This is a genomic window from Mesorhizobium kowhaii (assembly GCF_042431665.1).
Classification (GTDB): domain Bacteria; phylum Pseudomonadota; class Alphaproteobacteria; order Rhizobiales; family Rhizobiaceae; genus Mesorhizobium; species Mesorhizobium kowhaii.
The window spans coordinates 134811-156889 of record NZ_JBHLYT010000033.1; the positions used below are offsets into that span (position 1 = coordinate 134811).

21 protein-coding genes and 1 pseudogene are annotated in these 22079 nt (G+C 63.1%); 6 read left to right on the forward strand and 16 right to left on the reverse strand.

The window, feature by feature from the left end; genetic code table 11:
• Window positions 1–55: 55 nt before the first annotated feature.
• The 8 genes and pseudogenes from ACFFNA_RS20155 to ACFFNA_RS20190 all read right to left on the reverse strand — a co-directional run bounded on the left by ACFFNA_RS20155 (window position 56) and on the right by ACFFNA_RS20190 (window position 7402).
• Window positions 56–1174, reverse strand: coding sequence for a branched-chain amino acid ABC transporter substrate-binding protein (locus ACFFNA_RS20155; protein WP_378921022.1), 1119 nt, complete (start codon window positions 1172–1174; stop codon window positions 56–58).
• 137 nt (window positions 1175–1311) lie between these two features.
• Window positions 1312–1659, reverse strand: coding sequence for a DUF6867 family protein (locus ACFFNA_RS20160; RefSeq protein ID WP_111548356.1), 348 nt, complete (start codon window positions 1657–1659; stop codon window positions 1312–1314).
• A 17-nt stretch (window positions 1660–1676) separates the two neighbouring features.
• Complete coding sequence (locus ACFFNA_RS20165) at window positions 1677–2405, reverse strand: ABC transporter ATP-binding protein (protein WP_378921024.1); 729 nt, start codon at window positions 2403–2405, stop codon at window positions 1677–1679.
• Window positions 2405–4090 (reverse strand): ATP-binding cassette domain-containing protein, encoded by a 1686-nt coding sequence (locus ACFFNA_RS20170; protein ID WP_378921026.1) that lies wholly within the window; start codon window positions 4088–4090, stop codon window positions 2405–2407. Before ACFFNA_RS20170 ends, ACFFNA_RS20165 begins: the two co-directional genes overlap by 1 nt.
• Window positions 4090–5685 (reverse strand): high-affinity branched-chain amino acid ABC transporter permease LivM, encoded by a 1596-nt coding sequence (gene livM / locus ACFFNA_RS20175; protein WP_111548359.1) that lies wholly within the window; start codon window positions 5683–5685, stop codon window positions 4090–4092. Before livM ends, ACFFNA_RS20170 begins: the two co-directional genes overlap by 1 nt.
• 4 nt (window positions 5686–5689) lie before the next feature.
• Window positions 5690–6592 carry a branched-chain amino acid ABC transporter permease gene (locus ACFFNA_RS20180; protein ID WP_111548360.1) on the reverse strand — a complete coding sequence of 301 codons (903 nt, stop codon included), beginning with the start codon at window positions 6590–6592 and terminating at the stop codon, window positions 5690–5692.
• Between the two features lie 321 nt (window positions 6593–6913).
• A pseudogene (locus tag ACFFNA_RS20185) lies at window positions 6914–7012 on the reverse strand (proline racemase family protein); the annotation flags it as partial.
• A 3-nt stretch (window positions 7013–7015) separates the two neighbouring features.
• On the reverse strand, window positions 7016–7402 hold the full coding sequence (locus ACFFNA_RS20190; RefSeq protein ID WP_378921029.1) for an ectoine synthase: 387 nt from the start codon (window positions 7400–7402) through the stop codon (window positions 7016–7018).
• Window positions 7403–7547: 145 nt separating this feature from the next.
• Between ACFFNA_RS20190 and ACFFNA_RS20195 the strand changes: the two genes are divergently transcribed.
• Window positions 7548–8441 (forward strand): LysR substrate-binding domain-containing protein, encoded by an 894-nt coding sequence (locus tag ACFFNA_RS20195; RefSeq protein ID WP_378921031.1) that lies wholly within the window; start codon window positions 7548–7550, stop codon window positions 8439–8441.
• A 3-nt stretch (window positions 8442–8444) separates the two neighbouring features.
• On the opposite strand, the gene ACFFNA_RS20200 is transcribed toward ACFFNA_RS20195, so the two are convergent.
• The 3 genes from ACFFNA_RS20200 to ACFFNA_RS20210 all read right to left on the reverse strand — a co-directional run bounded on the left by ACFFNA_RS20200 (window position 8445) and on the right by ACFFNA_RS20210 (window position 11693).
• Window positions 8445–9446: a 4-hydroxyproline epimerase gene (locus tag ACFFNA_RS20200; protein WP_378921033.1), complete on the reverse strand. Its 1002-nt coding sequence runs from the start codon at window positions 9444–9446 to the stop codon at window positions 8445–8447.
• Window positions 9447–9477: 31 nt separating this feature from the next.
• Window positions 9478–10728 (reverse strand): NAD(P)/FAD-dependent oxidoreductase, encoded by a 1251-nt coding sequence (locus ACFFNA_RS20205; protein ID WP_378921035.1) that lies wholly within the window; start codon window positions 10726–10728, stop codon window positions 9478–9480.
• 71 nt (window positions 10729–10799) lie between these two features.
• The gene (locus ACFFNA_RS20210; RefSeq protein ID WP_378921037.1) at window positions 10800–11693 is read right to left on the reverse strand and encodes a dihydrodipicolinate synthase family protein; all 894 of its coding nucleotides are present in this window, start codon (window positions 11691–11693) and stop codon (window positions 10800–10802) included.
• A gap of 111 nt (window positions 11694–11804) precedes the next feature.
• On the opposite strand from ACFFNA_RS20210, the gene ACFFNA_RS20215 reads away from it, so the two are divergent.
• Window positions 11805–12455 carry a GntR family transcriptional regulator gene (locus tag ACFFNA_RS20215; protein ID WP_245446358.1) on the forward strand — a complete coding sequence of 217 codons (651 nt, stop codon included), beginning with the start codon at window positions 11805–11807 and terminating at the stop codon, window positions 12453–12455.
• A gap of 9 nt (window positions 12456–12464) precedes the next feature.
• On the opposite strand, the gene ACFFNA_RS20220 is transcribed toward ACFFNA_RS20215, so the two are convergent.
• Both ACFFNA_RS20220 and ACFFNA_RS20225 read right to left on the reverse strand, forming a co-directional pair.
• Entirely contained in the window at window positions 12465–12782 is a 318-nt protein-coding gene (locus ACFFNA_RS20220; RefSeq protein WP_111548364.1) for a hypothetical protein, read from the reverse strand.
• 310 nt (window positions 12783–13092) lie between these two features.
• Window positions 13093–13506 carry a winged helix-turn-helix transcriptional regulator gene (locus ACFFNA_RS20225; protein WP_111548554.1) on the reverse strand — a complete coding sequence of 138 codons (414 nt, stop codon included), beginning with the start codon at window positions 13504–13506 and terminating at the stop codon, window positions 13093–13095.
• Window positions 13507–13590: 84 nt separating this feature from the next.
• Here ACFFNA_RS20225 and ACFFNA_RS20230 point away from each other — a divergent pair, with 84 nt between their 5' ends.
• Window positions 13591–13920 (forward strand): nuclear transport factor 2 family protein, encoded by a 330-nt coding sequence (locus ACFFNA_RS20230; protein ID WP_378921040.1) that lies wholly within the window; start codon window positions 13591–13593, stop codon window positions 13918–13920.
• Window positions 13921–14095: 175 nt separating this feature from the next.
• On the opposite strand, the gene ACFFNA_RS20235 is transcribed toward ACFFNA_RS20230, so the two are convergent.
• Complete coding sequence (locus tag ACFFNA_RS20235) at window positions 14096–15592, reverse strand: CoA-acylating methylmalonate-semialdehyde dehydrogenase (protein ID WP_378921042.1); 1497 nt, start codon at window positions 15590–15592, stop codon at window positions 14096–14098.
• Between the two features lie 375 nt (window positions 15593–15967).
• Here ACFFNA_RS20235 and ACFFNA_RS20240 point away from each other — a divergent pair, with 375 nt between their 5' ends.
• The 3 genes from ACFFNA_RS20240 (at window position 15968) to ACFFNA_RS20250 (ending at window position 19566) form a co-directional block, all read left to right on the forward strand.
• A complete protein-coding gene (locus tag ACFFNA_RS20240) occupies window positions 15968–16849 on the forward strand; it encodes a LysR family transcriptional regulator (protein ID WP_111548366.1) in 882 nt (293 codons plus the stop codon).
• Window positions 16850–16966: 117 nt separating this feature from the next.
• Window positions 16967–17410, forward strand: a complete 444-nt coding sequence (locus ACFFNA_RS20245) for a phospholipase A2 family protein (protein ID WP_111548367.1) — start codon at window positions 16967–16969, stop codon at window positions 17408–17410.
• Window positions 17407–19566 carry a phospholipase D-like domain-containing protein gene (locus ACFFNA_RS20250; RefSeq protein ID WP_378921044.1) on the forward strand — a complete coding sequence of 720 codons (2160 nt, stop codon included), beginning with the start codon at window positions 17407–17409 and terminating at the stop codon, window positions 19564–19566. Before ACFFNA_RS20245 ends, ACFFNA_RS20250 begins: the two co-directional genes overlap by 4 nt.
• 28 nt (window positions 19567–19594) lie before the next feature.
• Here the strand turns inward: ACFFNA_RS20250 and ACFFNA_RS20255 are convergent, their stop codons facing one another.
• Both ACFFNA_RS20255 and alr read right to left on the reverse strand, forming a co-directional pair.
• Window positions 19595–20851 carry a D-amino acid dehydrogenase gene (locus ACFFNA_RS20255; RefSeq protein WP_378921046.1) on the reverse strand — a complete coding sequence of 419 codons (1257 nt, stop codon included), beginning with the start codon at window positions 20849–20851 and terminating at the stop codon, window positions 19595–19597.
• 78 nt (window positions 20852–20929) lie between these two features.
• Window positions 20930–22069 carry an alanine racemase gene (gene alr / locus ACFFNA_RS20260; RefSeq protein WP_111548370.1) on the reverse strand — a complete coding sequence of 380 codons (1140 nt, stop codon included), beginning with the start codon at window positions 22067–22069 and terminating at the stop codon, window positions 20930–20932.
• Between the last annotated feature and the right edge of the window lie 10 nt (window positions 22070–22079).

The window sequence follows — 22079 nt, forward strand, 5'->3', positions numbered from 1 at the left end:
GAAAAATGCCCGGCGCGGAGCGCCGGGCATTCCATAAAAATCGAGGCCGACAGGCTTACATCTTCTGGATGTAAGTGTACTTGCCGTCGTCGCCCTTCTTCCATTCGTACATGACGTAGCCGGGCAGCGTCGGATCGCCCTTGGCGTCATAGGACAGGTCGCCGAGCACGGTCTTGAACGGGCCATTCGCATGCAGCGCCTTGGCAACTTCCTGCGGGTCGTTCGACTTGGCGGCCGTCGCTGCTTCCGAAAGCGCCTGCACGGCAGCGTAAGCGTAGAGCGTGTAGGCTTCCGGCTCGAAACCCTGCGCGCGGAACTTCTCGACGAGTTCCTTGTTGGCGGGAATCAGGCGCGGATCCGGGCCGAACGTGTTGAGCGTGCCCGCAACCGCGTCGCCCGCGATCGAAGCCAGCTCGTTCGACACGATGCCGTCACCGGAGATCAGCGTCGCCTTGAGGCCCTGGTCAGCCGCCTGGCGGATGATCAGGCCGGCTTCGGTGTGGAGGCCGCCCCAATAGATAATGGAGACGCCGGCTTCCTTCATCTTGGCGATCAGCGCCGAGAAGTCCTTGTCGCCGACATTGATGCCTTCATACATGACTTCCGTCACGCCCTTGGCGTTCATCGCCTTCTTGGTTTCGTCGGCAAGGCCCTGGCCGTAGGTGGTCTTGTCGTGAACGACGGCGATCTTGGCGTCCTTGAAGTTCGCGGCGAGATAGGCGCCGGCAATGCTACCCTGCTGGTCATCGCGTCCGCAGGTGCGGAACACGTTCCACAGGCCACGCTCGGTGAACTGCGGGTTGGTCGCGGCCGGCGTGATCTCGATCATGTTGTTTTCCGCATAGACTTCCGATGCCGGGATCGAGACGCCCGAGTTGAAGTGGCCGACCACGAACTTGACGCCGTCGCCGACGAACTTGTTGGCGACCGAGATGCCCTGCTTCGGATCAGAGACGTCGTCACCAACCTCGAGCTTGATCTGCTCGCCGTTGATGCCGCCCTTGGCATTGATGTCGGCGACAGCCGCTTCCGCACCCTTCTGAAGCTGCGCGCCAAAGGCTGCGTTCGGACCGGTGATCGGACCGGCAACGCCGATCAGTACATCAGCCCACGCGTTGCCGCCGAACGCGACCAGCGCGGTCAGGGCGACGGCGGACAAAAGTGACTTTTTCATTTAAACGCTCCCATTTACGGAGTGGGCGTGGATGAAGCTTTCATGCGATGCCCACCCTTATCGCAGAAAGCATAGTTTGCCGATTTTCAGGCCCTTGTCACGCCGATTCATCCCCGAAGCGGCGTTAATGATGAACGTCAACCTTTCGGTTTCCAGCTCAAGATTGAAGCTCTTTCATAGAGCCAATTATACTGCGTCACCATCTGGTTGGTGCGCGTGTATTGATAGCCGACGAAGCCGAGGATCATCAGCACGATGGTGTCGACAATGTAATAGTGCAGCGAGAACATCGTGCCGCCGAACAGCGCGTGATGGATGAAGCGGATGCCGATGCCAAGGCCGAGCATATAGGCGAACAGATGCATGAAGCTGCGCCATGTCTGGGCGCTGGCCTTGCCTGTCATCCAAGCAGCCCAGCCGCCGAGCAGACAGGTGACGAAGAAGAATTGCCAGATCGACGGCTCCTCGTAGAGAATGCCCTGCATGGTGAAGTCTCCTGAGCTCAGTGGTGTCCGCCTTCGAGATAGGCGGCGCGCACTTCCGGATTGGCGAGCAGTTCCTTGCCGGTGCCGCTCATCGTCACATTGCCATTGACCATGACATAGCCGCGCGTGGCGAGCTTGAGCGCGCCGAAGGCGTTCTGCTCGACCAGGAACACGGTCAGCCCCTGCGTGCGGTTCAGCTCACGGATGGCGTCGAAGATCTGCTTGACGATCAGTGGCGCCAGGCCGAGCGACGGTTCGTCGAGCAAAAGCAGCTTCGGCCGCGCCATCAGCGCGCGTCCGATCGACAGCATCTGCTGCTCGCCGCCCGAGAGCGTGCCGCCGCGCTGGGCGATGCGCTCCTTCAGCCGTGGGAACAGCGTGAACACCTTCTCGACGTCCTCGTCATAGTGTTTGAGGTTGTCGAGGCTGGCGCCCATCTGCAGGTTCTCCATCACCGTCATGCGCGGGAAGATGCGCCGGCCCTCCGGCGACTGAGCAATGCGCATGCGCGCGATCTCGTGCGTCGGCATCTGGGTGATGTCGGTGCCGGCAAAGGTGATGGTGCCGGATCGAGCGCGAGGCGCGCCGAAGATGGTCATCATCAGCGTCGACTTGCCGGCGCCGTTGGCGCCGATCAGCGCCACGATCTCACCCTGGTTGACGGTGACATCGACGCCGTTCAGCGCCCGGATGTTGCCGTAATAGGTTTGCACACCCTTGATATCGAGCAGTGTTGTCCCGGCCATCACTTGCCCCCTCCACGCTTGCCCGCCACAGGCTTGGCGGTCTTCCCGGAAGCCGCGCTTGCGGCCGTCCCCGAAGCTGCATTTGCAGTCTTCCCCGAAGCTGCATTTGCAGTCTTCCCCGAAGCTGCATTTGCAGTCTTTCCGGAAGCATGGCTGGTCGCCACCTTGCCCGCATCGACGCGGCGCGAGAATTCCGTGTCCTTGCCCTGGCCAAGCAGCTTGGCCTGCTTGACCCATTCCTCACGCGCGATGCGCCCGTCAAAGGCGAGATAGGCTTCGGCGGCCTCAACGTCGGCCTTTTTCCAGGCGCCGATCTGGTCGAAGTGGAAGATGCCGTGATCGTTGAGCTTCTTCTCGTTCACCGTACCGATGCCCTTGATGCGGGTCAGATTGTCGGCCTTGCCGCCGCGCGGCGCCGCAAGCCGGTTGGAGATTCCCCCAGCCGTCGCCGTCGGAGTCTTCGTTGTTGCAGTCTTTGTCGCTGGCGCCTTGGCGGTTGCCGGAGCTTTGGCGGCCGGTTTGGCAGGTGCGGGCGCCGCGGTCGACTTCACTGCCGTTCCGGTTGCCGCCTTTGACGCCGCTTTCGGAGCAGGCTTTGCTTTCGCCGCTGGAGCGGGCTTCGCGGCCGGTACCGCCGTCAGCGAGGCCGCCTTGTTCGCCGCGGCGAGCGATCTTGCGTCGACCTGACCGGCCTTTGACGCGCCCTTCGCCACCGTGACCCGTTCGCCTTCGCTGTGGCCGACCGTGTCGGTCACCGGCCCGGCGAGAAACGAAGACGACGTTCCCGGGCCGTGCGCGGCATCCGGCCCCGTATCGAGCTGTTCGATGACGTCTTCGTCGCCGACTTCGGTAAGGACCGCCTCAACCTCCTCGTCGTCGACGCCGAGATAGGCGGCGATGACGCGTGGATCGGTACGCACCGATTGCGGACTGCCGTCGGAGATCTTGCGGCCATATTCCAGCACCACGACATGGTCTGAAATCTGCATGACCACCGACATGTCATGCTCGATCAACAGGATCGAGGTGCCCGTGGTGTTCTTGATGTCGATCAGCAGTTCGTTGAGCGCCGCCGATTCCTTTGGATTGAGACCGGCCGCCGGCTCGTCGAGGCACAGAAGCTCCGGCCCCGTGCACATGGCGCGGGCGATCTCGAGGCGCCGCTGCGCGCCATAGGGCAGGTCACCGGCCGGATCGTCGGCACGGTCGACGAGATCGGCCTTCTCCAGCCAGTGCCTGGCAAGCTCGACCGATTCGGCCGAGGCCTTGCGGTAGCCGCTGAAGCCGAACAGGCCCAGCACCGTATAGCCCGATGCCTTCATCAGCTTGTTGTGCTGGGCAACCAAAAGATTCTCCAGCAGCGTCATGCCCGAGAACAGGCGGATGTTCTGGAAGGTGCGCGCCACCTTGGCACGCGCCGGGATCTCATGATTGGGCAGCCGCTCGAGCAGATAGCTCGAGCCGTCGTTCCGGTTGAGCGTGATCATGCCTTCTGACGGCTTGTAGAAGCCGGTGATGCAGTTGAACACGGTGGTCTTGCCGGCACCATTGGGGCCGATCAGCGCGGTGATCTCGCCGCGCTTGGCGGTGAAGGACAGGTCGCCGATGGCGACCAGGCCGCCGAACTTCATCGACAGATGCTCGACCTGCAGGATGGCGTCGTTCATGGGTGTGACCGCGTTCATCAGCCGTGGCCCTCCTTGGTGAAGGATCCTGACACGGCCCTGCGTATCTTGAGGAAGGCCGTCGGTTCACGGCTGCCGACGAAGCCGCGCGGCTTCCACAGCATGACGATGACCATGGCCATGCCAAACAACAGCATGCGGTAGAGTTCGGGCGTGAAGTCCGGCCCGAATATCTGCTTGAGGAAGTCGAGTTCGCGCAGCGCCTCGGTGCCGCCGATCATCACAATGGCGGCGACGGCGATGCCGACCAGCGAGCCCATGCCGCCGAGCACGACGATCGCCAGGATAATCGCCGATTCCAGGAAGACGAAGGATTCCGGGCTGACGAAGCCTTGCCGTGCGGCGAAGAACGAGCCGGCGAAGCCACCGAACATGGCACCGGTGGCAAAGGCGGTCAGCTTGGTGGTGGTGGTGTTGATACCCAGAGACCGGCAGGCGATCTCGTCCTCGCGCAGCGCTTCCCATGCGCGGCCAACCGGCAGACGGCGCAGCCTGATGGTGACGAAGGCGGTGAGCAGGCAGAGCCCCAGGATCAGATAGTAGAGGAAAATCTTGTAATAGGCGCCCGATTGGGCGATGCCCAGCACCTTGGCGATGTAGTTCGGGTCTGACACGTTGAACGACATCAGGCCGAAGAAGCTGACCTTGGGAATGCCGGAAATGCCGGACGAACCGTTGGTGACCTCGCGCCAATTGATCAGCACCAGGCGGATGATCTCGCCGAATGCCAGCGTCACGATCGCCAGATAGTCGCCGCGCAGGCGCAGCACCGGAAAGCCGAGCATCACGCCCCAAAACGCGGCCATCATGCCGGCGGCGGGCAGCAGGATCCAGAACGACAGGCCGAAATGCGTGCCGAGAAGCGCATACGAATAGGCGCCAATCGCATAAAAGGCGACGTAGCCAAGGTCGAGCAGGCCGGCGAGGCCGACAACGATGTTGAGGCCCCAGGCCAGCATCACATAGATCAGGATCTGGATGCCGAAATTGTCGACCCATTTCAGCGAGCCCTGCAGCCCTCCGACAATCGACCAAGCGTTCAGCGACAGCACCGCGACCACGAGGATCGGGTACAGCACGAGCGCGGCAACGCCGAGCTTTGTGAAGTTGGCATGGATGAAGGCGCGGAAGTAGTAGATCACGCTAGCCAGCACATAGATGACCGCTAGGGCGCGCAGGAATTGCAGATAGCCGGCCGGTTCTGCTCCCACCCATCCGGCGAGAGAGTTGCTCAACACGAACAGCAGCACCGCCGCGACGACAGCCAGTATGAACGCCGGCAACTGGAAGAAACGTGACCCCACGCTGGCCGGCAACAGGCCGGTGGCGACGTCGGTGATCTTCTGGTTGGCCATGAAGGGCTGGCCATAGGCGACATAGAGGAAGCGTCCGACGGCCGTAGCGATCACCACGGCGGCGAGCAGGCCCCAGCGCTCAGTCAGGACCAGTTCATTGGAAATGTTCTGACCGGTCTTCAGCCCGATGAACAGCACGAACAGGCCAAGCGCAATGGCGCCGGCATAGAACGCTTCCTTGAGGGCGCGTTGGATAGGGGTGGCGACGCTGTCGCGCTCCGGAGATACGGTGACGGCCATGATCTCAGACCTTTTCGACTTCTGGCCGGCCCAATATGCCGGAAGGCAGGAAGATCAGCACGATCGCCAGGATCGAGAACGCCGCGACGTCCTTGTAGTCGATCGAGAAATAGGCCGACCACATGCTCTCGATGAAGCCGATCATCAGCCCACCGAGCACCGCGCCCGGCAGCGAACCGATGCCGCCCAGCACCGCTGCCGTGAACGCCTTCACACCAGGCGTGAAGCCGTCCGAGAAGGCAATGACGCCATAATACATCAGGAACAGCGTGCCGGCGACCGCTGCAAGGGCCGCGCCCATGATGAAGGTGATCGAGATCGTCCGGTCGACATCGATGCCGAGCAGCGCCGCCATCTTGCGGTCCTGCTCGCATGCTCTTTGCGCACGGCCGAGCGACGTCTTGTTGACCAGATACCAGAACAGAGCCAGGAGCAGCGCGGTGACGATGACGATGATGATCTGCTTCAGCGACACGCTGATGCCGCCAATGTCGTAGACCTTCGACACCATCGGCGGGATCGGCTTGTTGCGCGGGCCCTGTGTCACCTGGACGAAGTTCGACAGCGCGATCGACATGCCGATCGCGGTGATCAGCGGCGCCAGCCGGAACGAACCGCGCAGGGGGCGGTAGGCGACCTTCTCGATCGTCCAGTTGTAGAGGCTGGTGAGCAGCATCGCCACGATCATCATGACCAGCAGCGCGATGACCACGGGCACCGAATAGAATAGCGCGCCGAGGACGAGGAAGACGATCAGCGCCGTGAAGGCACCCACCATGAAGATGTCGCCATGGGCGAAGTTGATCATGCCGATGATGCCGTAGACCATCGTGTAGCCGATCGCGATCAGCCCATAGATCGATCCCAGCGTCAGCCCGTTGATAAGCTGCTGGACAAAGTACTGCATGTGTACGTGGCTCCCCTGGAATGTCGCCCATGCAGACGCATTCCTTTTCGTATTTCCCCTAGTCGTAAAGTTTCGAGCCCGGATTGCAACGTCATTTTTCAATCGTCGTGCGTGTTTTGCCGACACGCCGTCCGATTGCCCGTTTTCTCCCATCCGGCCCCTGGACTATCGCGGACCCTATCATTGGCATAACGCAATGTCTTTGACGATTCGACCGCATCATGCGCCCCGTTTCGAAGAAATCACCGTCAAAATTAGGTGATTAGAAGAATCCTTGCGTTGCTGACAGGGTCCGTTTTTCGTCTGTTCCTTTCCGCTAGGTCAGGATCCGTGGGCGAACGGATCGCGGTCGTCGATAAAGATGGTGTTCAATCCGGTCACCCGCGCCCAGCCGCCGATCGAGGGAGCGATGGCTCCTCGGGCTCAGTAGGCAGATCCGCCATTCCCGCTCAGGACATGCCGCTCGGTGCCATCAAGGGGAGGATTGAAGACGCTGACCAGGATCATGTCGCTGGCAGCGTCGGCACGCAGATAGTGATCGTCATGTTCATTGAGCACATAGATCGTGCCTGGCTCGATACGATGCACTTCCCCGGACATGTCTTCGACCTCGCCAGCGCCGGCGATGCAGTAGCAGGCCTCGAAATGCCGCCGGTAGTGGAGGCGTGATTCGCTGCCTGCACGCACCACGGTATGGCAGACGGTGAACCCCATGCCGTCCTTTTGTGTCAGCAGGCGGTGGCTGGTGCCATTGCCCCGATCCACGAAGAAGTCAGATTTTTCTACATCAGCCAATTGCCTGGTGAACATGGTCGTTTTCCCTGCGTATCGTCAAAAGCCCGGAGTCTCCGGTTGCGGATCGGGAACAAGCCCGAAATCCGACTGCAGAAATGCCGCAAGATATGCGCGTCTTCAAATGATTGCTTCTCACCTGATATGTTAGTAAATTTTACATATGGAATATGTCCCGCTGAACGCGGTCCGGGCTTTCGAGGCCGCTGCGCGTCATCTCAGTTTCTCCGCTGCCGGCGAGGAGCTGCACGTCACCCACCCGGCCATCAGTCACCAGATAAGGCGACTGGAGGAGTGGTTGGGCGTGCCGCTCTTCCACCGGGACACGCGCAAGGTACGGCTGACGGATGCAGGGGTAATCCTCCAGGCCTCGGCGAGCGGGGCACTTGGCGAACTCGGCGCCACATGCCGGCGCATTCGGCGCAATGCGGCTGTGGCAACCGTATCCGTGGGTTGCATACCTTCCATTGCCAGCCGTTGGCTCGTGCCCCGCCTGCCGGACTTCACCGCCAGCCATCCCGATATCGGCATGCGGGTGGCTTATGCACGGGCCGAGGAAAGGCTCGGCGATGGTGAGAACGATGTGCTGATCACACTTGGGGCGGATCCGACTCCCGGCGTCACCAGTCTCAAGCTGTTTTCACGCCTGAACCGGCCGGTGTGCAGCCCCTATTACTTCGCCGGTAAGGACCATCTGCGAACACCCGCGGGAATCGCAGGCGCGGACCTTTTGCATGACGAGAACCGTCAGGGCTGGCGCGAGTGGTTCTCCGAGGCCGGACTACCCAATTTCGACGTCGGCAACGGACCCGTCTTCGCCGACTTCAACATTCTTGCAACGGCGGTCATCGCCGGCCACGGCGTGGCGCTTTGTCCAGTCGACGTTTTTCGGGACGAACTGAAGCGGGGCGATCTGATTGTCTTGTCACAGGTCGCAACCAATCGCGACAAGGGCTACTTCCTGACGATGTCGGTCGATGCTTCGCCCGCCGCGATGACCTTCGCCGACTGGTTTCGCCAGGAGGTCTCGGTCAATGCCGCGGCCGATGATCAGTAGATATCACTTGACGACAAAACCATGTGCGAACGGATCGCGGTCGTCGATGAAGATGGTGTTCAATCCGGTCATCCGCGCCCAGCCGCCGATCGAGGGAATGATCGCCGGCTTGCCGGCGACGGTGACGTCCTTTTCGACCTTGCCCTTGAACAGCGAACCGATGATCGATTCATGGACGAAGCTGTCGCCAGCCTTGAGCTTGCCCTTGGCATGAAGCTGCGCCATGCGCGCCGAGGTGCCAGTGCCGCACGGTGAGCGGTCGATCGCCTTGTCGCCATAGAAGACGGCATTGCGGGCGTCCGCACCCCCCACTGTCGGCTTGCCGGTCCACAGCATGTGCGACAACCGGTTGATGCCGGGGTTCTCCGGATGCACGAAGGAGTACTTTTCGTTGAGCCGCTGCCGCACCACCGGGCTCCAGGCGATGAAGTCGCCGGCGGAATAGTCGGCCATGTCGCGATAGTTCTTCTGTGGCTCGACGATGGCGTAGAAATTGCCGCCATAGGCGACATCGACGGTGATCTCGCCGAGCTGCGGGCATTCGACGGTCAACCCTTCGGCATGGAGGAAGGACGGCACATTGGTGATGCGCACCTCCTCGACATAGTCGCCGACCTGTTTGTACTCGGCGATGACCAGGCCGGCCGGCGTGTCGAGCCTGAGCACGCCCGGCGTCTTCGGTTTGATCAGCCCGTGCTCGATCGCCATCGTCACCGTGCCGATGGTGCCGTGGCCGCACATCGGCAGGCAGCCCGAGGTTTCGATGAACAGGATGGCGATGTCGCAATCGTCGCGCGTCGGCGGATAGAGGATCGAACCCGACATCACGTCATGGCCGCGCGGCTCGAACATCAGCCCGGTGCGGATCCAGTCATATTCGGCAAGGAAGTGCGCGCGCCGTTCCATCATCGTCGATCCCTGCAGCAGCGGGCCGCCGCCGGCGACCAGCCGCACCGGGTTGCCGCAGGTGTGGCCGTCTATGCAGAAGAAGGATTTCTTGGCCATGACGCTCCTCGAAAAATCAAAACCCGAAAAATCAAAATCGTTGTGGACTGAAGGGGGCCAGATCGATCGGCGGAGTCTGCCCCAGGACGAGATCGCGGATCAACCGTCCCGTGGCTGCCGCCTGGGTCAGGCCGAGATGGCCATGGCCGAAGGCATAGATCACAGGCCGGCCTCCCGGCGCGCGACCAATGACGGGCACTGAATCCGGCAACGAGGGACGGAACCCCATCCATTCGCGCCCGCCGGCCGGATCGAGCCCCGGCAGGAATTTTTGTGCCTTCTGCAGCAGCGCCTTCGATCGCGCATAGTTGGGCGGCCGCTCGATGCCGCCGAGTTCGACGGCGCCGCCGACGCGCAGGCCCGTTTCGAGCGGCGTGATGACGAAACCATGGCCGGAGAAGATCAGCTGCCGCTTCACGTCGAAGGCGCTCTTCGGCAATGTCGTGTTATAGCCGCGTTCGGTCTCCAGCGGAATGCGATCGCCGAATTGCCTCGCCAGCAGATGCGACCATGCGCCGGCGGCAATGATGAGGTGCCTGGCCTGCCTGGTCGTGCCGTCGGCCAGCGTCAATGTCGCGCCATGCTGATCCGTCGCGACGCGCTCGATCCGGGCCATTTCAAAGCGCGCGCCCTTGGTCTGCGCGTAGGCCCACACCGCCTTGCCGAGCAGTTTTGGATCGGCGACCGTCTTCCATCCCGGCACGAATGTGCCCTTGATGAAGCGCGGCGAAAGCCCGGGCTGCAAACCTGCCAGTTCCTCGCCCTCGACATGGCGGAAACCGATGCCGAAGCGCTCGCGGATCGCCCAGCCGGGCAGTGAGGCACGGAACTCGGCCTCGCTCTCGTAGAGTTCGAGCGAGCCGTCCTCGCGCAGCATGCCTCGCGTGCCGGAACGGTCGAGCAGGCCCATCCACTCCGCCTCGGCGAGTTTCATCATGCCCGCCTGGGCGGCAAGGCTCGCTTCGTATTTTGCCGGCGCGCCGGCACGCCAGAAGCGTATCAGCCAGGGCAGCAGCTTTGGCAGATAGGCCGGCGGAATGCTGAGCGGGCCGAGTGGGTCGGCCAGCCATTTCGGCAGCTGCCGGATCATGCCCTTGTGGGCCATTGGCAGGACGTCGGAAAAGGCGAAGGCGGCGGCATTGCCGGAGCTCGTTTCCTCGCAAATGCCGGTGCGGTCGAAGACCGTGACGTAGCGCCCCGCCTCGGCAAGACAGGCTGCGGCGCAGATGCCGATGATGCCGCCACCGACGATGGCGACATCGATTGAAGCATCGCTATTCATGGCTGCACATCGCGATGCATGTACCGACCTTCGCTTCTATCCACACCATGCAGCCAGCGACATTGCCACTCTCAGAACTGCGGCAGTGTCGGCCGAACCGCCAGTGCGTCCTTGACGATCTTCTCGACTGCCTTGCGGCGCTCGCCCGACAGCGGCTGGCGCGGCATGCGCACGCGGTCATTGGTATTGATTGCAAAAACTTCGGCAAGCTTGATGTTCTGGACCAGATAGGTCGAGACGTCGAGATCGAGCAGCGGCCGGAACCAGCGGTAGATGGCGAGCGCCTCTTCGCGGCGGCCCTGCTTCATCAGCTGGTAGATGGCGACCGTCTCGCGTGGAAACGCGGTGACCAGTCCGGCGACCCAGCCGATGGCGCCGACCGACAGCGCCTCGAAAGCGAGATTGTCGACGCCGGTGAACAGGTCGTAGCGGTTGCCGAGGCGATTGATGATCTCGGTCGAGCGGCGGATGTCGTCGGAGGATTCCTTGATGGCGACAAAGCGCTTGTCCGATGCCAGTTCCTCCATCTGGTCGACGGTGACGTCGACGCGGTAGGCAAGCCGGTTGGAATAAATCATGACCGGCAGGTCGCCGGCCTCTGCGACGGCGCGCAGCGCCGCGACCGTCTCTTCCGCATTGGTGTGATAGATCGGGCTCGGCACCACCATCAGGCCGTTGGCGCCTTCCTTGGCGGCGCGGCGCGCAATGCTGGCCGCCTCGCGGGTGCCGGCCTCATTGACCGTCAGCAGCACCGGCTTCTTGCCGGCAACCTTCTGCGCGGTCTTCAGCACTTCGATCTTCTCGTCCGGCGACAGCATCGGCCCTTCGCCGAGCGATCCGCAGACGATGATGCCGTCGCAGCCGGCCTCCATCTGCAGGCCAAAGCAGCGCTCCATCTCGGCATGGTCGAGGCGATCGTCGGCGGTGAATTTGGTCGTAACGGCTGGGAAAACTCCGGTCCACATGGTCATCTCTCCACCTGATATATCAGTGGTATATCTGTTAAGAAACCGCCTGTCAATGAGGATTCTCCTATGATATATCCTGAATATATCAGGAGATCGCCTTTGATATCCATGGAATCAACTACGACATTCGAGCCCGCGGCGGCCAAAGCCTACCGCGTGCTCGAGCACATGATCGTCACGCTCGAACTGGCGCCGGCGAGTTTCGTCACCGAGGGCGCCCTGATCGAAAGGCTGGCGCTCGGCCGCACACCGGTGCGTGAAGCAATCCAGCGACTGGCCTGGGAAGGGCTGCTCGACGTGCGGCCGCGCGCCGGCATCGCGATCGCTCCGCTGCATCCCGGCGACTGGCTGCGCGTTCTGGACGCGCGTCGTGGCGTCGAGGTGGTGCTGGCTCGTTCCGCCGCCCGCTTCGTCACCCGCGAGGCCGCCGACATGTTTCACGAGGCAGCCCTTGCCATGCAAAAGGCAGTGATCGCGGGCAATGTGCTTGCCTTCATCCAGGCCGACAAGGCGCTCGACGAAGCGCTGGCGCTGGCCGCCGACAATCCGTTCGCTGCCCGCCTGGCAGCTCCCTTGCAGACCCACAGCCGCCGCTTCTGGTTCCGCTACAAGGCCGACACCGGGCTTGCCGAATCGGCCGAGCACCATGTCGCGCTGATCCGCTCGATCCTTGACGGCGACGAGGAGGCCGCGGCCAAGGATGCCAAGCGGCTGATGGCGCTGCTGCGCGGCCACGCTGAGGTGGCTGCAACGCGCTGATCGGGCGGTTCAGATCCCTTTCGCCGTTGTGGTCACCGCGAGGGTATTCTCCCAGCCCTCACCGGTCGCGATGATGCAGCTTCGGCCCTGCACGTCGGTTACCAGCATGGTCCATGTCCCACTTGCCGAAACATAGATCTCGACAATGGCGGCTTGCCCGACCACACCGTAGCCGATCTGCTTTTGTTGGAAGGCCTGCGCCAGTCCTGCGACAAGATCGCTGTGGCCGCCGCAGACGAATTGCGCCTGTGCGGACAGCGTCGACATCGCCAGCACGGCGCCGATCGCGGCTATCCTGATCCATCGAAACGAAAAATTGTGTGCCATTTGGCACCTCCTTCGCCTTCACGTTCCGGCAAAGGGAGGCACATAGGCAGCCTCAATATGCCGGAGCGTTCCAGGCCGGGTTCGACGTCTTCATCACGTCACTCCTTCTGGTTTCCGGTCTGTCGTCAGGGAATTTTATCACATTCCCTGGATTCGATATGGTGAGGTCCCTATCCGAAAACAAGCGCCATTTAAGGCCTTGCCGCCACCGGCACCACTGGACAGAATTCTTGTCCGCCGGCACAAACGGAACAAGCTAAACTGCGACCATATTCGATCTTGCGGCGCGCTGCAGGGGCGACGATCCGCGTCAGCCTTCCACGGGTTCGCGAAGCGCCGCCCATTTCAGCAGGGCGTCGAGAGCCGGGCATAGCGCCTGCCCCCAATCGGTCAGGCAGTACTCGACTTTCGGCGGCACCTGATGATGCACGATGCGGCGCACGATCCCGTCGCCCTCCATCTGCCTCAGTTGCTGGATCAGCATCTTCTGCGAGATCGCCGGGATCGCCCGTTCGAGGTCCGAAAAGCGCAACACCTTGCCGCCGAACAGGTGAAACAGGATCACCAGCTTCCAGCGGCCTTCGAGGATCCGCAGCACATTCTCGACACCGCTCGCCGCGGACAATGGCGTCAGCGCCTCAACTTTATTTTCCGGCCCAACCTTACTTTCGGACGCGCCCTTACTTTTAGGTAAGTACCTTACTTTTTCGTCTGTTCTTGTCATTTTGTCAGCATATCTCATTTTAGGAGCCGGACAAGGCCGCAGACCTTTGCGTCGATGGCGGGATCCGAAACCGGAGATGAAACCATGACCGTAAAACTTCCGCAGCCGCTGACCGATTATTTTGCCGCCAAGAACAGGCACGACATCGGCGCCATGCTCATCCCCTTCTCGTCGGATGCCACGGTCAAGGACGAAGGCGAAACCCATCTGGGTTCGACCGCCATCCGCAAATGGATGGAAGCAACGACAAGCAAATACCGGGTGACGGTTGAGGTCGCCGACGCGACCGCCAATGGCGATGCGTGGCGGATCGCCGGCATCGTCTCAGGCAATTTCCCCGGCAGTCCGGCGACGCTGCACTACAATTTCACACTGCATGACGGCCGGATCGAAAAACTGGAGATCGGCGCATGACCATTCTGCACAGCGGAGCTTCAGAATCGAAGAAGGCGGGATAAACCCGCCTTCTTCATACTCCAATGTTTTCCGGTCTCAGTTCATCGTCGGGATGACGAACTCCGCACCGTCCTTGATGCCTGCCCGCGCGCCCGCAGCCGAAGGCGAGGACGCGCAAGCAAGAATCGTCCGGCTAGTTCATCGTCGGGATGACGAATTCGGCACCGTCCTTGATGCCGGACGGCCAGCGCGAGGTCACCGTCTTGGTCTTGGTGTAGAAGCGGAACGCGTCCGGACCATGCTGGTTGAGGTCGCCGAAGGAGGACGCCTTCCAGCCGCCGAAAGTGTAGTAGGCGATCGGCACCGGGATCGGCACGTTGATACCGACCATGCCGACCTGGACCCGCGAGGCGAAATCGCGCGCCGCGTCACCGTCACGGGTGAAGATGGCGACGCCATTGCCCATCTCATGGTCGTTGGCGAGCTTGATCGCGCTCTCATAGGTCGGCGCGCGCACCACCGAGAGCACCGGACCAAAGATCTCTTCCTTGTAGATGCGCATGTCTGATGTGACGTTGTCGAACAGGCAGCCGCCCATGTAGTAGCCATCCTCGTAGCCCTGCATGGAGAAGCCACGGCCGTCGACGACCAGCTTGGCGCCTTCCTTGACGCCGGTGTCGACGTAACCCTTGACGCGCTCCAGCGCCTGCGCCGTCACCAGCGGGCCGAAATCGGCCGAAGAGTCGGTCGAAGGTCCGACCTTCAGGCTTTCGACGCGCGGGATCAGTTTTTCCATCAACCGGTTGGCGGTGTCGTTGCCGACCGGGACGGCCACCGAGATCGCCATGCAGCGTTCGCCGGCCGAGCCGTAGCCGGCGCCGATCAGCGCGTCGACGGTCTGGTCCATGTCGGCATCGGGCATGATGATCATGTGGTTTTTGGCGCCGCCGAAGCACTGCACGCGCTTGCCGGCGGCAGTGCCGCGCGAATAGATGTAGTGGGCGATCGGCGTCGAGCCGACAAAGCCGATGGCCTTGATGTCGGGATCGTCGAGGATCGCGTCGACCACACCCTTGTCGCCATTGACGACGTTGAGGATGCCGGCGGGCAGGCCAGCTTCGATGAACAGTTCGGCGATGCGCATCGGCACGCCCGGGTCGCGCTCCGACGGCTTCAGGATGAAGGCATTGCCGCAGGCGATAGCCGGCGCGATCTTCCACAGCGGGATCATCGCCGGGAAATTGAACGGCGTGATGCCGGCAACGACGCCGAGCGGCTGGCGCATCGAATAGACATCGATGCCGGGGCCGGCGCCGTCGGTGAATTCGCCCTTCATCATATGCGGTGCGCCGATGCAGACCTCGACCACTTCCAGGCCGCGCTGGATGTCGCCCTTGGCGTCGGCGATCGTCTTGCCATGCTCACGGGCCAGGATATCGGCCAGCTGGTCATAGTCGCGGGCGACGAGTTCGAGGAACTTCATCAGTACGCGCACGCGGCGCTGCGGGTTGGTTGCCGCCCATTTGGGCTGCGCTGCCTTGGCATTCTCGACGGCCGCGCGCAGTTCCGCCTGCGAAGCCAGCGCCACCGTGCCACGCACCGTGCCGTCCATCGGCTGCATGACATCCTGTTTGCGGCCGCTGGTGCCGGCGACATGCTTGCCGCCGATGAAATGACCGTAGTCGATCATGATTTCTCTCCCTGGGTTTGTGATGGTGCATTGTCCGCCTTTGCCCGGCGGATGGCAACGCGAGTGAGAACGCAACCGTTGTGCATGAAATAGACAACAGAAGCCGGCTGTGCATTAATTGCCGCAAATACCCTGATACTTCCATCGTTCCAAGGATTGAAAGATTGCATTCCTTCCCACCCCCCTCTGGTCTGCCGGCCATCTCCCCCGCAAGGGGGGAGATCGGATGTCGCCGCCCATGTCGCAAATCTTCGGCGCCGCAAGGGGCGCGCCGTCGGCAGAGCTGCCAATCTCCCCCCTTGCGGGAGAGATGTCCGGCAGGACAGAGAGGGGTGGGCGGGAACGCGACGCGCATCGCTAAGACGGACCATTCCCATGAACTGGGATGACGTCCGCATCTTTCTTGCCGTGGCGCGCGCCGGCCAGATCCTTGGCGCCGCCAGGCGGCTGGAGCTCAACCATGCCACCGTCTCGCGCCGCATCGCAGCACTCGAGGATGCGCTGCGGACAAAGCTGTTTCGCCGGCTGACCACCGGCAGCGAACTGACGCCGGCCGGCGAGCGTTTTCTCGACATTGCCGAGCGCATGGAAGGCGACATGATCGCCGCGCGTTCGACCGTTGCCGGCGAAGGCGACGACGTCTCCGGCACGGTGCGCATCGGCGCGCCGGACGGGTTTGGCGTCGCCTTCCTGGCCAAGCGTCTCGGCACACTGACGGCCCTGCATCGCGAGCTGACGATCCAGCTTGTGCCGGTGCCGCGCTCCTTCTCCTTGTCGCGCCGCGAGGCGGACATCGCCATCACCGTCGAGCGGCCGACGGAGGGCCGGCTGGTGGCGGGAAAGCTGGTCGACTATTCGCTCGGCCTGTTTGCCTCGCGCGCCTATGCGCAAGCTCATGGCTTGCCCAAAACAGCAGCCGAGCTCGGCCAACACACGCTCATCGGCTATGTGCCGGACTTGATCGTCAGCCCCTCGCTCGACTACGCGGCCGAATTCAGTCCGGACTGGCGCACCAGCTTCGCCATCTCCTCGGCGCTTGGCCAAGCCGAAGCGGTGCGGTCGGGCGCCGGTATCGGCATCCTGCACACTTTCGTCGCCCGCTCGATGCCGGAACTGGTGTCCGTCGATGTGGTCGCGCCCATCCGCCGTGCCTACTGGCTGGTCTACCACGAATCGGTCCGGCCGCTGCGCCGCGTCCAGATCGTCGCCAGCTTCATCACCAAGGCGGTGGAGCGGGAGAGAAGCCTGTTCGTTTAGACATGCCGCCTTTTCCTCGCCACAAAATCGATGACTGTCACATCGGGCGTGCAATTCTGCCGGTCGCACGGTGGAATTCCTGCTATGGGGACATTCAGAAAGCTGGCGCGGATAAAAATGCGAGCCGTTCTTGCCATCCTGCCGCTGCTTTTCGTTTCCGCTTGCGCCAATCCATGGACCAAGGTGCCGGAGGCCGACCTGCCCAAGCCGATCCGCTACGCCATGGCACGCCCCTCGCCTTTCGTGTTCGGCAATTATTGCGGCCCCGGCACCCGCACCGGCGATCTGTCGGCGCGGCCGGTCGACCGACTCGATGCGGCCTGCCGGACCCATGACGCCTGTTACATCGCCCGCCACAATCATTGCGGCTGCGATGGTGCCCTCGTCGCCTCGGCGAAAGCGATACGCGACGACAAGACAGCACCGCGCAAGATGCGCGGCGAGGCGGAACTGCTGATCGCCACGTTCGCCGTTCCCGTCTGCAAGGTGTTCCCGCAGGGCTTCATGCCGCCGCGCGACCCGGCACAACTGAGCGTCCTGAAGGCCGGGGCGGCCGGGTGAACGGCCGCGCAGCCATCGTCGTGGCCCTGTCCGGGCTGGCGCTCGTTGTCCTTGCGGGCTGTGCCGGCTCGCCTGGCCGCAATGCCTGCGACCTGCTGCAGGGTCAAGAGGCCTGCGCTCGACCCTCATTGTCGGCCAGCACGCCTGGGCCGCAGGTCGCCGCCGCTCAATTTTTTGGCGACGCCGGCACAAGCGACTATGAAAAGCGGTTCCTGGCGCTGCTTGCCCACCACCAACTCGGCGCCATGGACCGGGCCAACGGCACCGGTTCTTTCGGCCATGACCGCTATGAGATCCGCAACAGCGATTTCCAGGCGACTTACCGGACGCTGCAGCAACTGGCCGGGCCGGTTGCCGAAACGCATCTGCCGCCGGCCAGCGGCAGCGGCGATGGCCATTTCGACGGACGCTGGCGGGTGTCGCGGCAGACGCTCTACATCGACGCGGCGGCACGGCCTTCGGCGCCCAAGACATTCGATTTCTCCGGCCTGCAGGCGCGCAGCGTCGAGATCATGCTGCGCCAGGCGGGCAAACAACCGGCCGACATAGAGGGCTCATGCGATGGCGCGTTGGCGCTCCGCGACGGCGCCGGTTCGCGAGCCATTGCCGCGGGCAGGGCATTCCGCTTTCGCCTGTCTGGCGAGGACGACACGGTCAGCCTGTTCCCGAGTGACAGCCTGAACCGCTGCACTGTAAGAATCCGCTCCCTTGTCCCGGCAGGCGCGCCGCTCACCATCCAGCGCGAGGAGACCGCCGATCCGGCGCTCGCCGCCTTCGACAGCCGCTACGAGCGTTGTCCGACGCCCGATCCCGCCGGCCTCGACCCGCTCAGTCGCGCCTTCTACGCCAGCCGCTGGTTGTCGCAGACCTGCGCCCTGCCGATTGAAGAGCCGCGCCTGCTGCGCAAATCGCGCGACGGCTTCAACGCCAAGGTCGAGGCGCTGATGGGAGTGCCGCTGCCCGACAGCGCCATCGACAAGGGCGATCCGGAGCTGCCACTCGACTTCTCGAAGGCGCCAAGGCTAAAGCTGATCTATTTGTCCTCGCTCGAGTTCAAGGCGGATTTTTCCGGCCGCATCATCGAACGGCTGATCCGCCACCATGCCGCGCTCGGCACCAAGGTGCGCATCATGGTCACGGACGTGCTGGAGCGCGCCAAGGACGATGCACTGCTGCATCGGCTGGCGGCCGAATTCCCCAATGTCGAGCTGCAGGAATACCGTTGGCGGGCCGATCGGGGCGCGCCGATCGACGAGCAGATCTCACAATTGCACAAGACCCACCACATCAAGATGCTGGCAACACTGGCCGAGGATCCCAGGCGCTCGCGCGCCATCATCGGCGGCCGCAACATCCATGACGGCTTCCTGTTCCACCAGCCGATCGATCTGTCGCGCTATCCGGACCTGGAGCAATACGGCAAGACCGACGGGTTCTCGCTGAACTACTATTCGAACTGGAGCGACTTCGACATCGAGTTCACCGACCGCACCACGGTCGAGACGCTCGCCGCGCATCTTTCGACAGTATGGCTGCGCGACGCCGACACCAACATCGCGCGGCCCTTCTCCATTCCGGTCCGGTCCGACGGCCGCCGCCCGTCAGGCACGGCACGGCACTTCATCTCCTTACCCTACGCGGATGGCCATGCGCTGGAGGATTATTTCGTCGAGCTGATCGACGCCGCCCAGCACCGTATCCAGATCGTCAATCCCTACCTCAACCTGACGCCGAAGCTCGCCCAGGCTTTTGATCGGGCGTTGGCCCGCGGCGTCAGGATCGACATTGTCGGCCGCATCGATCTCAAGGGCGATATTGGCGGCAGGTTCCTCACCGCGCTCAACAAGCTGTTCGTCGAGAAATATGGCGACCGCATCCACATTCGCGAGTTCAAGGCGCCCGATGTCGTGCTGCATTCCAAGATCATGATGATCGACGAGAGGCTGGTCGCCATCTCCTCGGTCAATCTCAACAACCGCAGCTTCTTCCATGACTCGGAGAATGGCATGATGGTGCTCGACCCGGCCTTCTACACCAGGATGAAGGCGATCTATGACGACTATCTCGCCCACTCGAACCCGGTCCCAACCAACGTGACGATCCCATGGGCCTATCGGCTGCTGTTCGACGAAGACTGGGTCCGGCAGGCCTTTTGACGAATTTGGGCGATACCATCGCCGCCCCCTATCGCAGATAGCGCTCCTGCGCGAGGTCGCGGACATCGATGTCCGGCACCCGGCTGGAGATGATGTCGGCCAGAACCTTGGCCGAGCCGCAAGCCATGGTCCAGCCGAGCGTGCCGTGGCCGGTGTTGAGATAGAGATTGGAAAGCTCGGTGCGCCCGATCAGCGGCGGACCATCCGGCGTCATCGGCCGCAACCCGCACCAGAACGTCGCGTCCCGCATGGCGCCAGCGCCCGGAAAGAGATCGCCGACCGAGTGCTCCAGCGTGCGGCGTCGCGATTCGTGCAGCCTGAGGTCGAAGCCGGAAATCTCGGCCGTGCCGCCGACCCGGATCCGATCGCCGAGCCGGGTGATCGCCACCTTGTAGGTCTCGTCCATCACCGTCGACACCGGTGCCACAGCGGCATCCTGGATCGGCACGGTGATCGAGTAGCCCTTCACCGGGTAGACCGGGATCGGCCGCTTCACCCGGCGCATGAACGCCGCCGAATAGCTGCCCATCGCCATGACATAGGCGTCAGCGGTCATCCAGCCCTTGCTGGTGCTGAGATTGGCGATGCGGTTGCGGCTGCGCAGGACGCGCCATACCGTCAGATCATATTCGAATTTCACGCCACGCGCCACGCACAGCTCGGCCAGCCTGTCGGTGAACATCTTGCAGTCGCCGGTCTCGTCGCGCGGCAGCCTGAGACCACCGACGAACTTTTCGCGCACGCCCGCGAGGCCCGGCTCCGCCGCGACGCAGCCGTCCTGGTCGAGGATCTCGTAGGGCACGCCATATTTCTTCAGCACCTCGACGTCGCCACCGGTGCCGTCGAGCTGCTTTTGCGTGCGAAACAGCTGCAGCGTGCCCTGGGCACGCTCGTCATAGACGATGCCGGTCGCTTCGCGCAGCGCCTTCAGCGTATCGCGGCTGTACTCGGCCAGCGGCACCATGCGCGCCTTGTTGATCGCATAGCGGTCGGCCGTGCAGTTGCGCAGCATCTTGATCAGCCATGTCCACATATGTGGATCGAAGGCGGGCCGCACGACCAGCGGGCCATGCTTCATCAGCAGCCATTTGATCGCCTTCAGCGGAATGCCGGGCCCGGCCCAGGGCGAGGCATAGCCGGGCGAGATCTCGCCGGCATTGGCGAAGCTGGTTTCCAGCGCCGGGCCTTTCTGGCGGTCGACCACCGTCACCTCGTGGCCGGCCTCGGCGAGATAGTACGCCGTGGTCACCCCGATGACGCCACCGCCCAGCACCATGATTTTCATCGCACAACACTCCACGGCGTCGCCCAGGCCGGGCATGCCATCTTCTGTCTGCCGGATTTTAAGGCGCCCGCCAAGGGGCTAGCCATCGACGTACCGCCGATGAAAGCGGTGACCGAGGCTGGTCAGGATTTCGTAGCCGATGGTGCCGGCATGGCCTGCCGCGTCGTCGACGCTTTGCGAGGGGCCGAGCAGCTCGACGAGATCGCCCTCACCCAGTCTGCCGGGTGGCAAAGCGGAAATGTCGAGAATGATCGAATCCATCGACACCCGCCCACGGAAGGGCAGCCGCACGCCCTCGAACCAGGCCGCGGACGCCGCCCGGCGATGCCAGCCGTCGGCATAGCCGAGCGAAATCGTCGCGGCCGTGAGCGGAGCCGTGGTGCGGAAAATGTGGCCATAGCCGACACCGACGTCGGCCTCCAGCATGCGGGTCTGGACGACCTTGGCCTGCAGCCGCACCACCGGCAGCATCGGGTTCGGCCTGGCCGGGGTCGGATTGATGCCGTAAAGCGCGGCACCCGGCCGGGCGAGATCATAATGAAAGCGCTGCCCAAGGAAGATGCCGGACGAATTGGTGAGCGAGGCCGGCGCCTTCGGCAACATTGCGCGCAGCCGTTCGAATGCCAGTCGCTGCCGCTCATTGGCCGGATGCTCCGGCTCGTCAGCGCAGGCGAGATGGCTCATCACGAAACGGACGTCGATGCCGTCAAAGGCACCGGGATCGGCGGCAACGCGCTCGACATCCTGCGGCGCCATGCCGAGCCGCGACATGCCGCTGTCGACCTGGATTGCCGCAGGCAGCTTTCGGCCGGTGTGGCGGGCCGCCGCACGCCAGGCCGCCAGTTGTTCCGGGCTGTTGACGACAGCGGAAAGGTTTGCAGCCGCGGCGTCCGGCTCGGCACCGGGCGGAATGCCGTTCAGCACGAAAATGCCGGACCCCGGCCCGAGCGAGCGGCGCAAGGCGATGCCTTCGCCCAGAAGCGCGACGAAGAAGATATCGCAGCCTTCGCTCAGCAACGCCGCCGCCACCTGGCTCGCACCAAGCCCGTAGCCGTCGGCCTTGACCACGCCGGCGCAGCGCACGCTGCCCAGTTGCCTTTTCAGCCGCCGGTAGTTTTCACGGATCGCGCCAAGGTCGATGGTGAGGATGGCGCCAGCCACCGCTTCGCTTGTGGCGGCGATGTCCTCGGGCAGCGACCTGTTGGGGGCGTCGTTCATGGCGACCCTT

Excerpts from the sequence above, each read along its gene's own strand:
- ACFFNA_RS20165 (WP_378921024.1), bottom strand. The coding sequence starts at position 2,405 with ATGGCCGGGACAACACTGCTCGATATCAAGGGTGTGCAAACCTATTAC.
- ACFFNA_RS20215 (WP_245446358.1), top strand. The coding sequence starts at position 11,805 with ATGGAATCAACTACGACATTCGAGCCCGCGGCGGCCAAAGCCTACCGC.
- ACFFNA_RS20210 (WP_378921037.1), bottom strand. The coding sequence starts at position 11,693 with ATGTGGACCGGAGTTTTCCCAGCCGTTACGACCAAATTCACCGCCGAC.
- ACFFNA_RS20195 (WP_378921031.1), top strand. The coding sequence starts at position 7,548 with ATGGAATATGTCCCGCTGAACGCGGTCCGGGCTTTCGAGGCCGCTGCG.
- livM (WP_111548359.1), bottom strand. The coding sequence starts at position 5,685 with ATGGCCGTCACCGTATCTCCGGAGCGCGACAGCGTCGCCACCCCTATC.
- ACFFNA_RS20205 (WP_378921035.1), bottom strand. The coding sequence starts at position 10,728 with ATGAATAGCGATGCTTCAATCGATGTCGCCATCGTCGGTGGCGGCATC.
- ACFFNA_RS20180 (WP_111548360.1), bottom strand. The coding sequence starts at position 6,592 with ATGCAGTACTTTGTCCAGCAGCTTATCAACGGGCTGACGCTGGGATCG.
- ACFFNA_RS20230 (WP_378921040.1), top strand. The coding sequence starts at position 13,591 with ATGACCGTAAAACTTCCGCAGCCGCTGACCGATTATTTTGCCGCCAAG.
- ACFFNA_RS20220 (WP_111548364.1), bottom strand. The coding sequence starts at position 12,782 with ATGGCACACAATTTTTCGTTTCGATGGATCAGGATAGCCGCGATCGGC.
- ACFFNA_RS20170 (WP_378921026.1), bottom strand. The coding sequence starts at position 4,090 with ATGAACGCGGTCACACCCATGAACGACGCCATCCTGCAGGTCGAGCAT.
- ACFFNA_RS20200 (WP_378921033.1), bottom strand. The coding sequence starts at position 9,446 with ATGGCCAAGAAATCCTTCTTCTGCATAGACGGCCACACCTGCGGCAAC.
- ACFFNA_RS20225 (WP_111548554.1), bottom strand. The coding sequence starts at position 13,506 with ATGACAAGAACAGACGAAAAAGTAAGGTACTTACCTAAAAGTAAGGGC.
- ACFFNA_RS20245 (WP_111548367.1), top strand. The coding sequence starts at position 16,967 with ATGCGAGCCGTTCTTGCCATCCTGCCGCTGCTTTTCGTTTCCGCTTGC.
- alr (WP_111548370.1), bottom strand. The coding sequence starts at position 22,069 with ATGAACGACGCCCCCAACAGGTCGCTGCCCGAGGACATCGCCGCCACA.
- ACFFNA_RS20255 (WP_378921046.1), bottom strand. The coding sequence starts at position 20,851 with ATGAAAATCATGGTGCTGGGCGGTGGCGTCATCGGGGTGACCACGGCG.
- ACFFNA_RS20235 (WP_378921042.1), bottom strand. The coding sequence starts at position 15,592 with ATGATCGACTACGGTCATTTCATCGGCGGCAAGCATGTCGCCGGCACC.
- ACFFNA_RS20160 (WP_111548356.1), bottom strand. The coding sequence starts at position 1,659 with ATGCAGGGCATTCTCTACGAGGAGCCGTCGATCTGGCAATTCTTCTTC.
- ACFFNA_RS20155 (WP_378921022.1), bottom strand. The coding sequence starts at position 1,174 with ATGAAAAAGTCACTTTTGTCCGCCGTCGCCCTGACCGCGCTGGTCGCG.
- ACFFNA_RS20240 (WP_111548366.1), top strand. The coding sequence starts at position 15,968 with ATGAACTGGGATGACGTCCGCATCTTTCTTGCCGTGGCGCGCGCCGGC.
- ACFFNA_RS20190 (WP_378921029.1), bottom strand. The coding sequence starts at position 7,402 with ATGTTCACCAGGCAATTGGCTGATGTAGAAAAATCTGACTTCTTCGTG.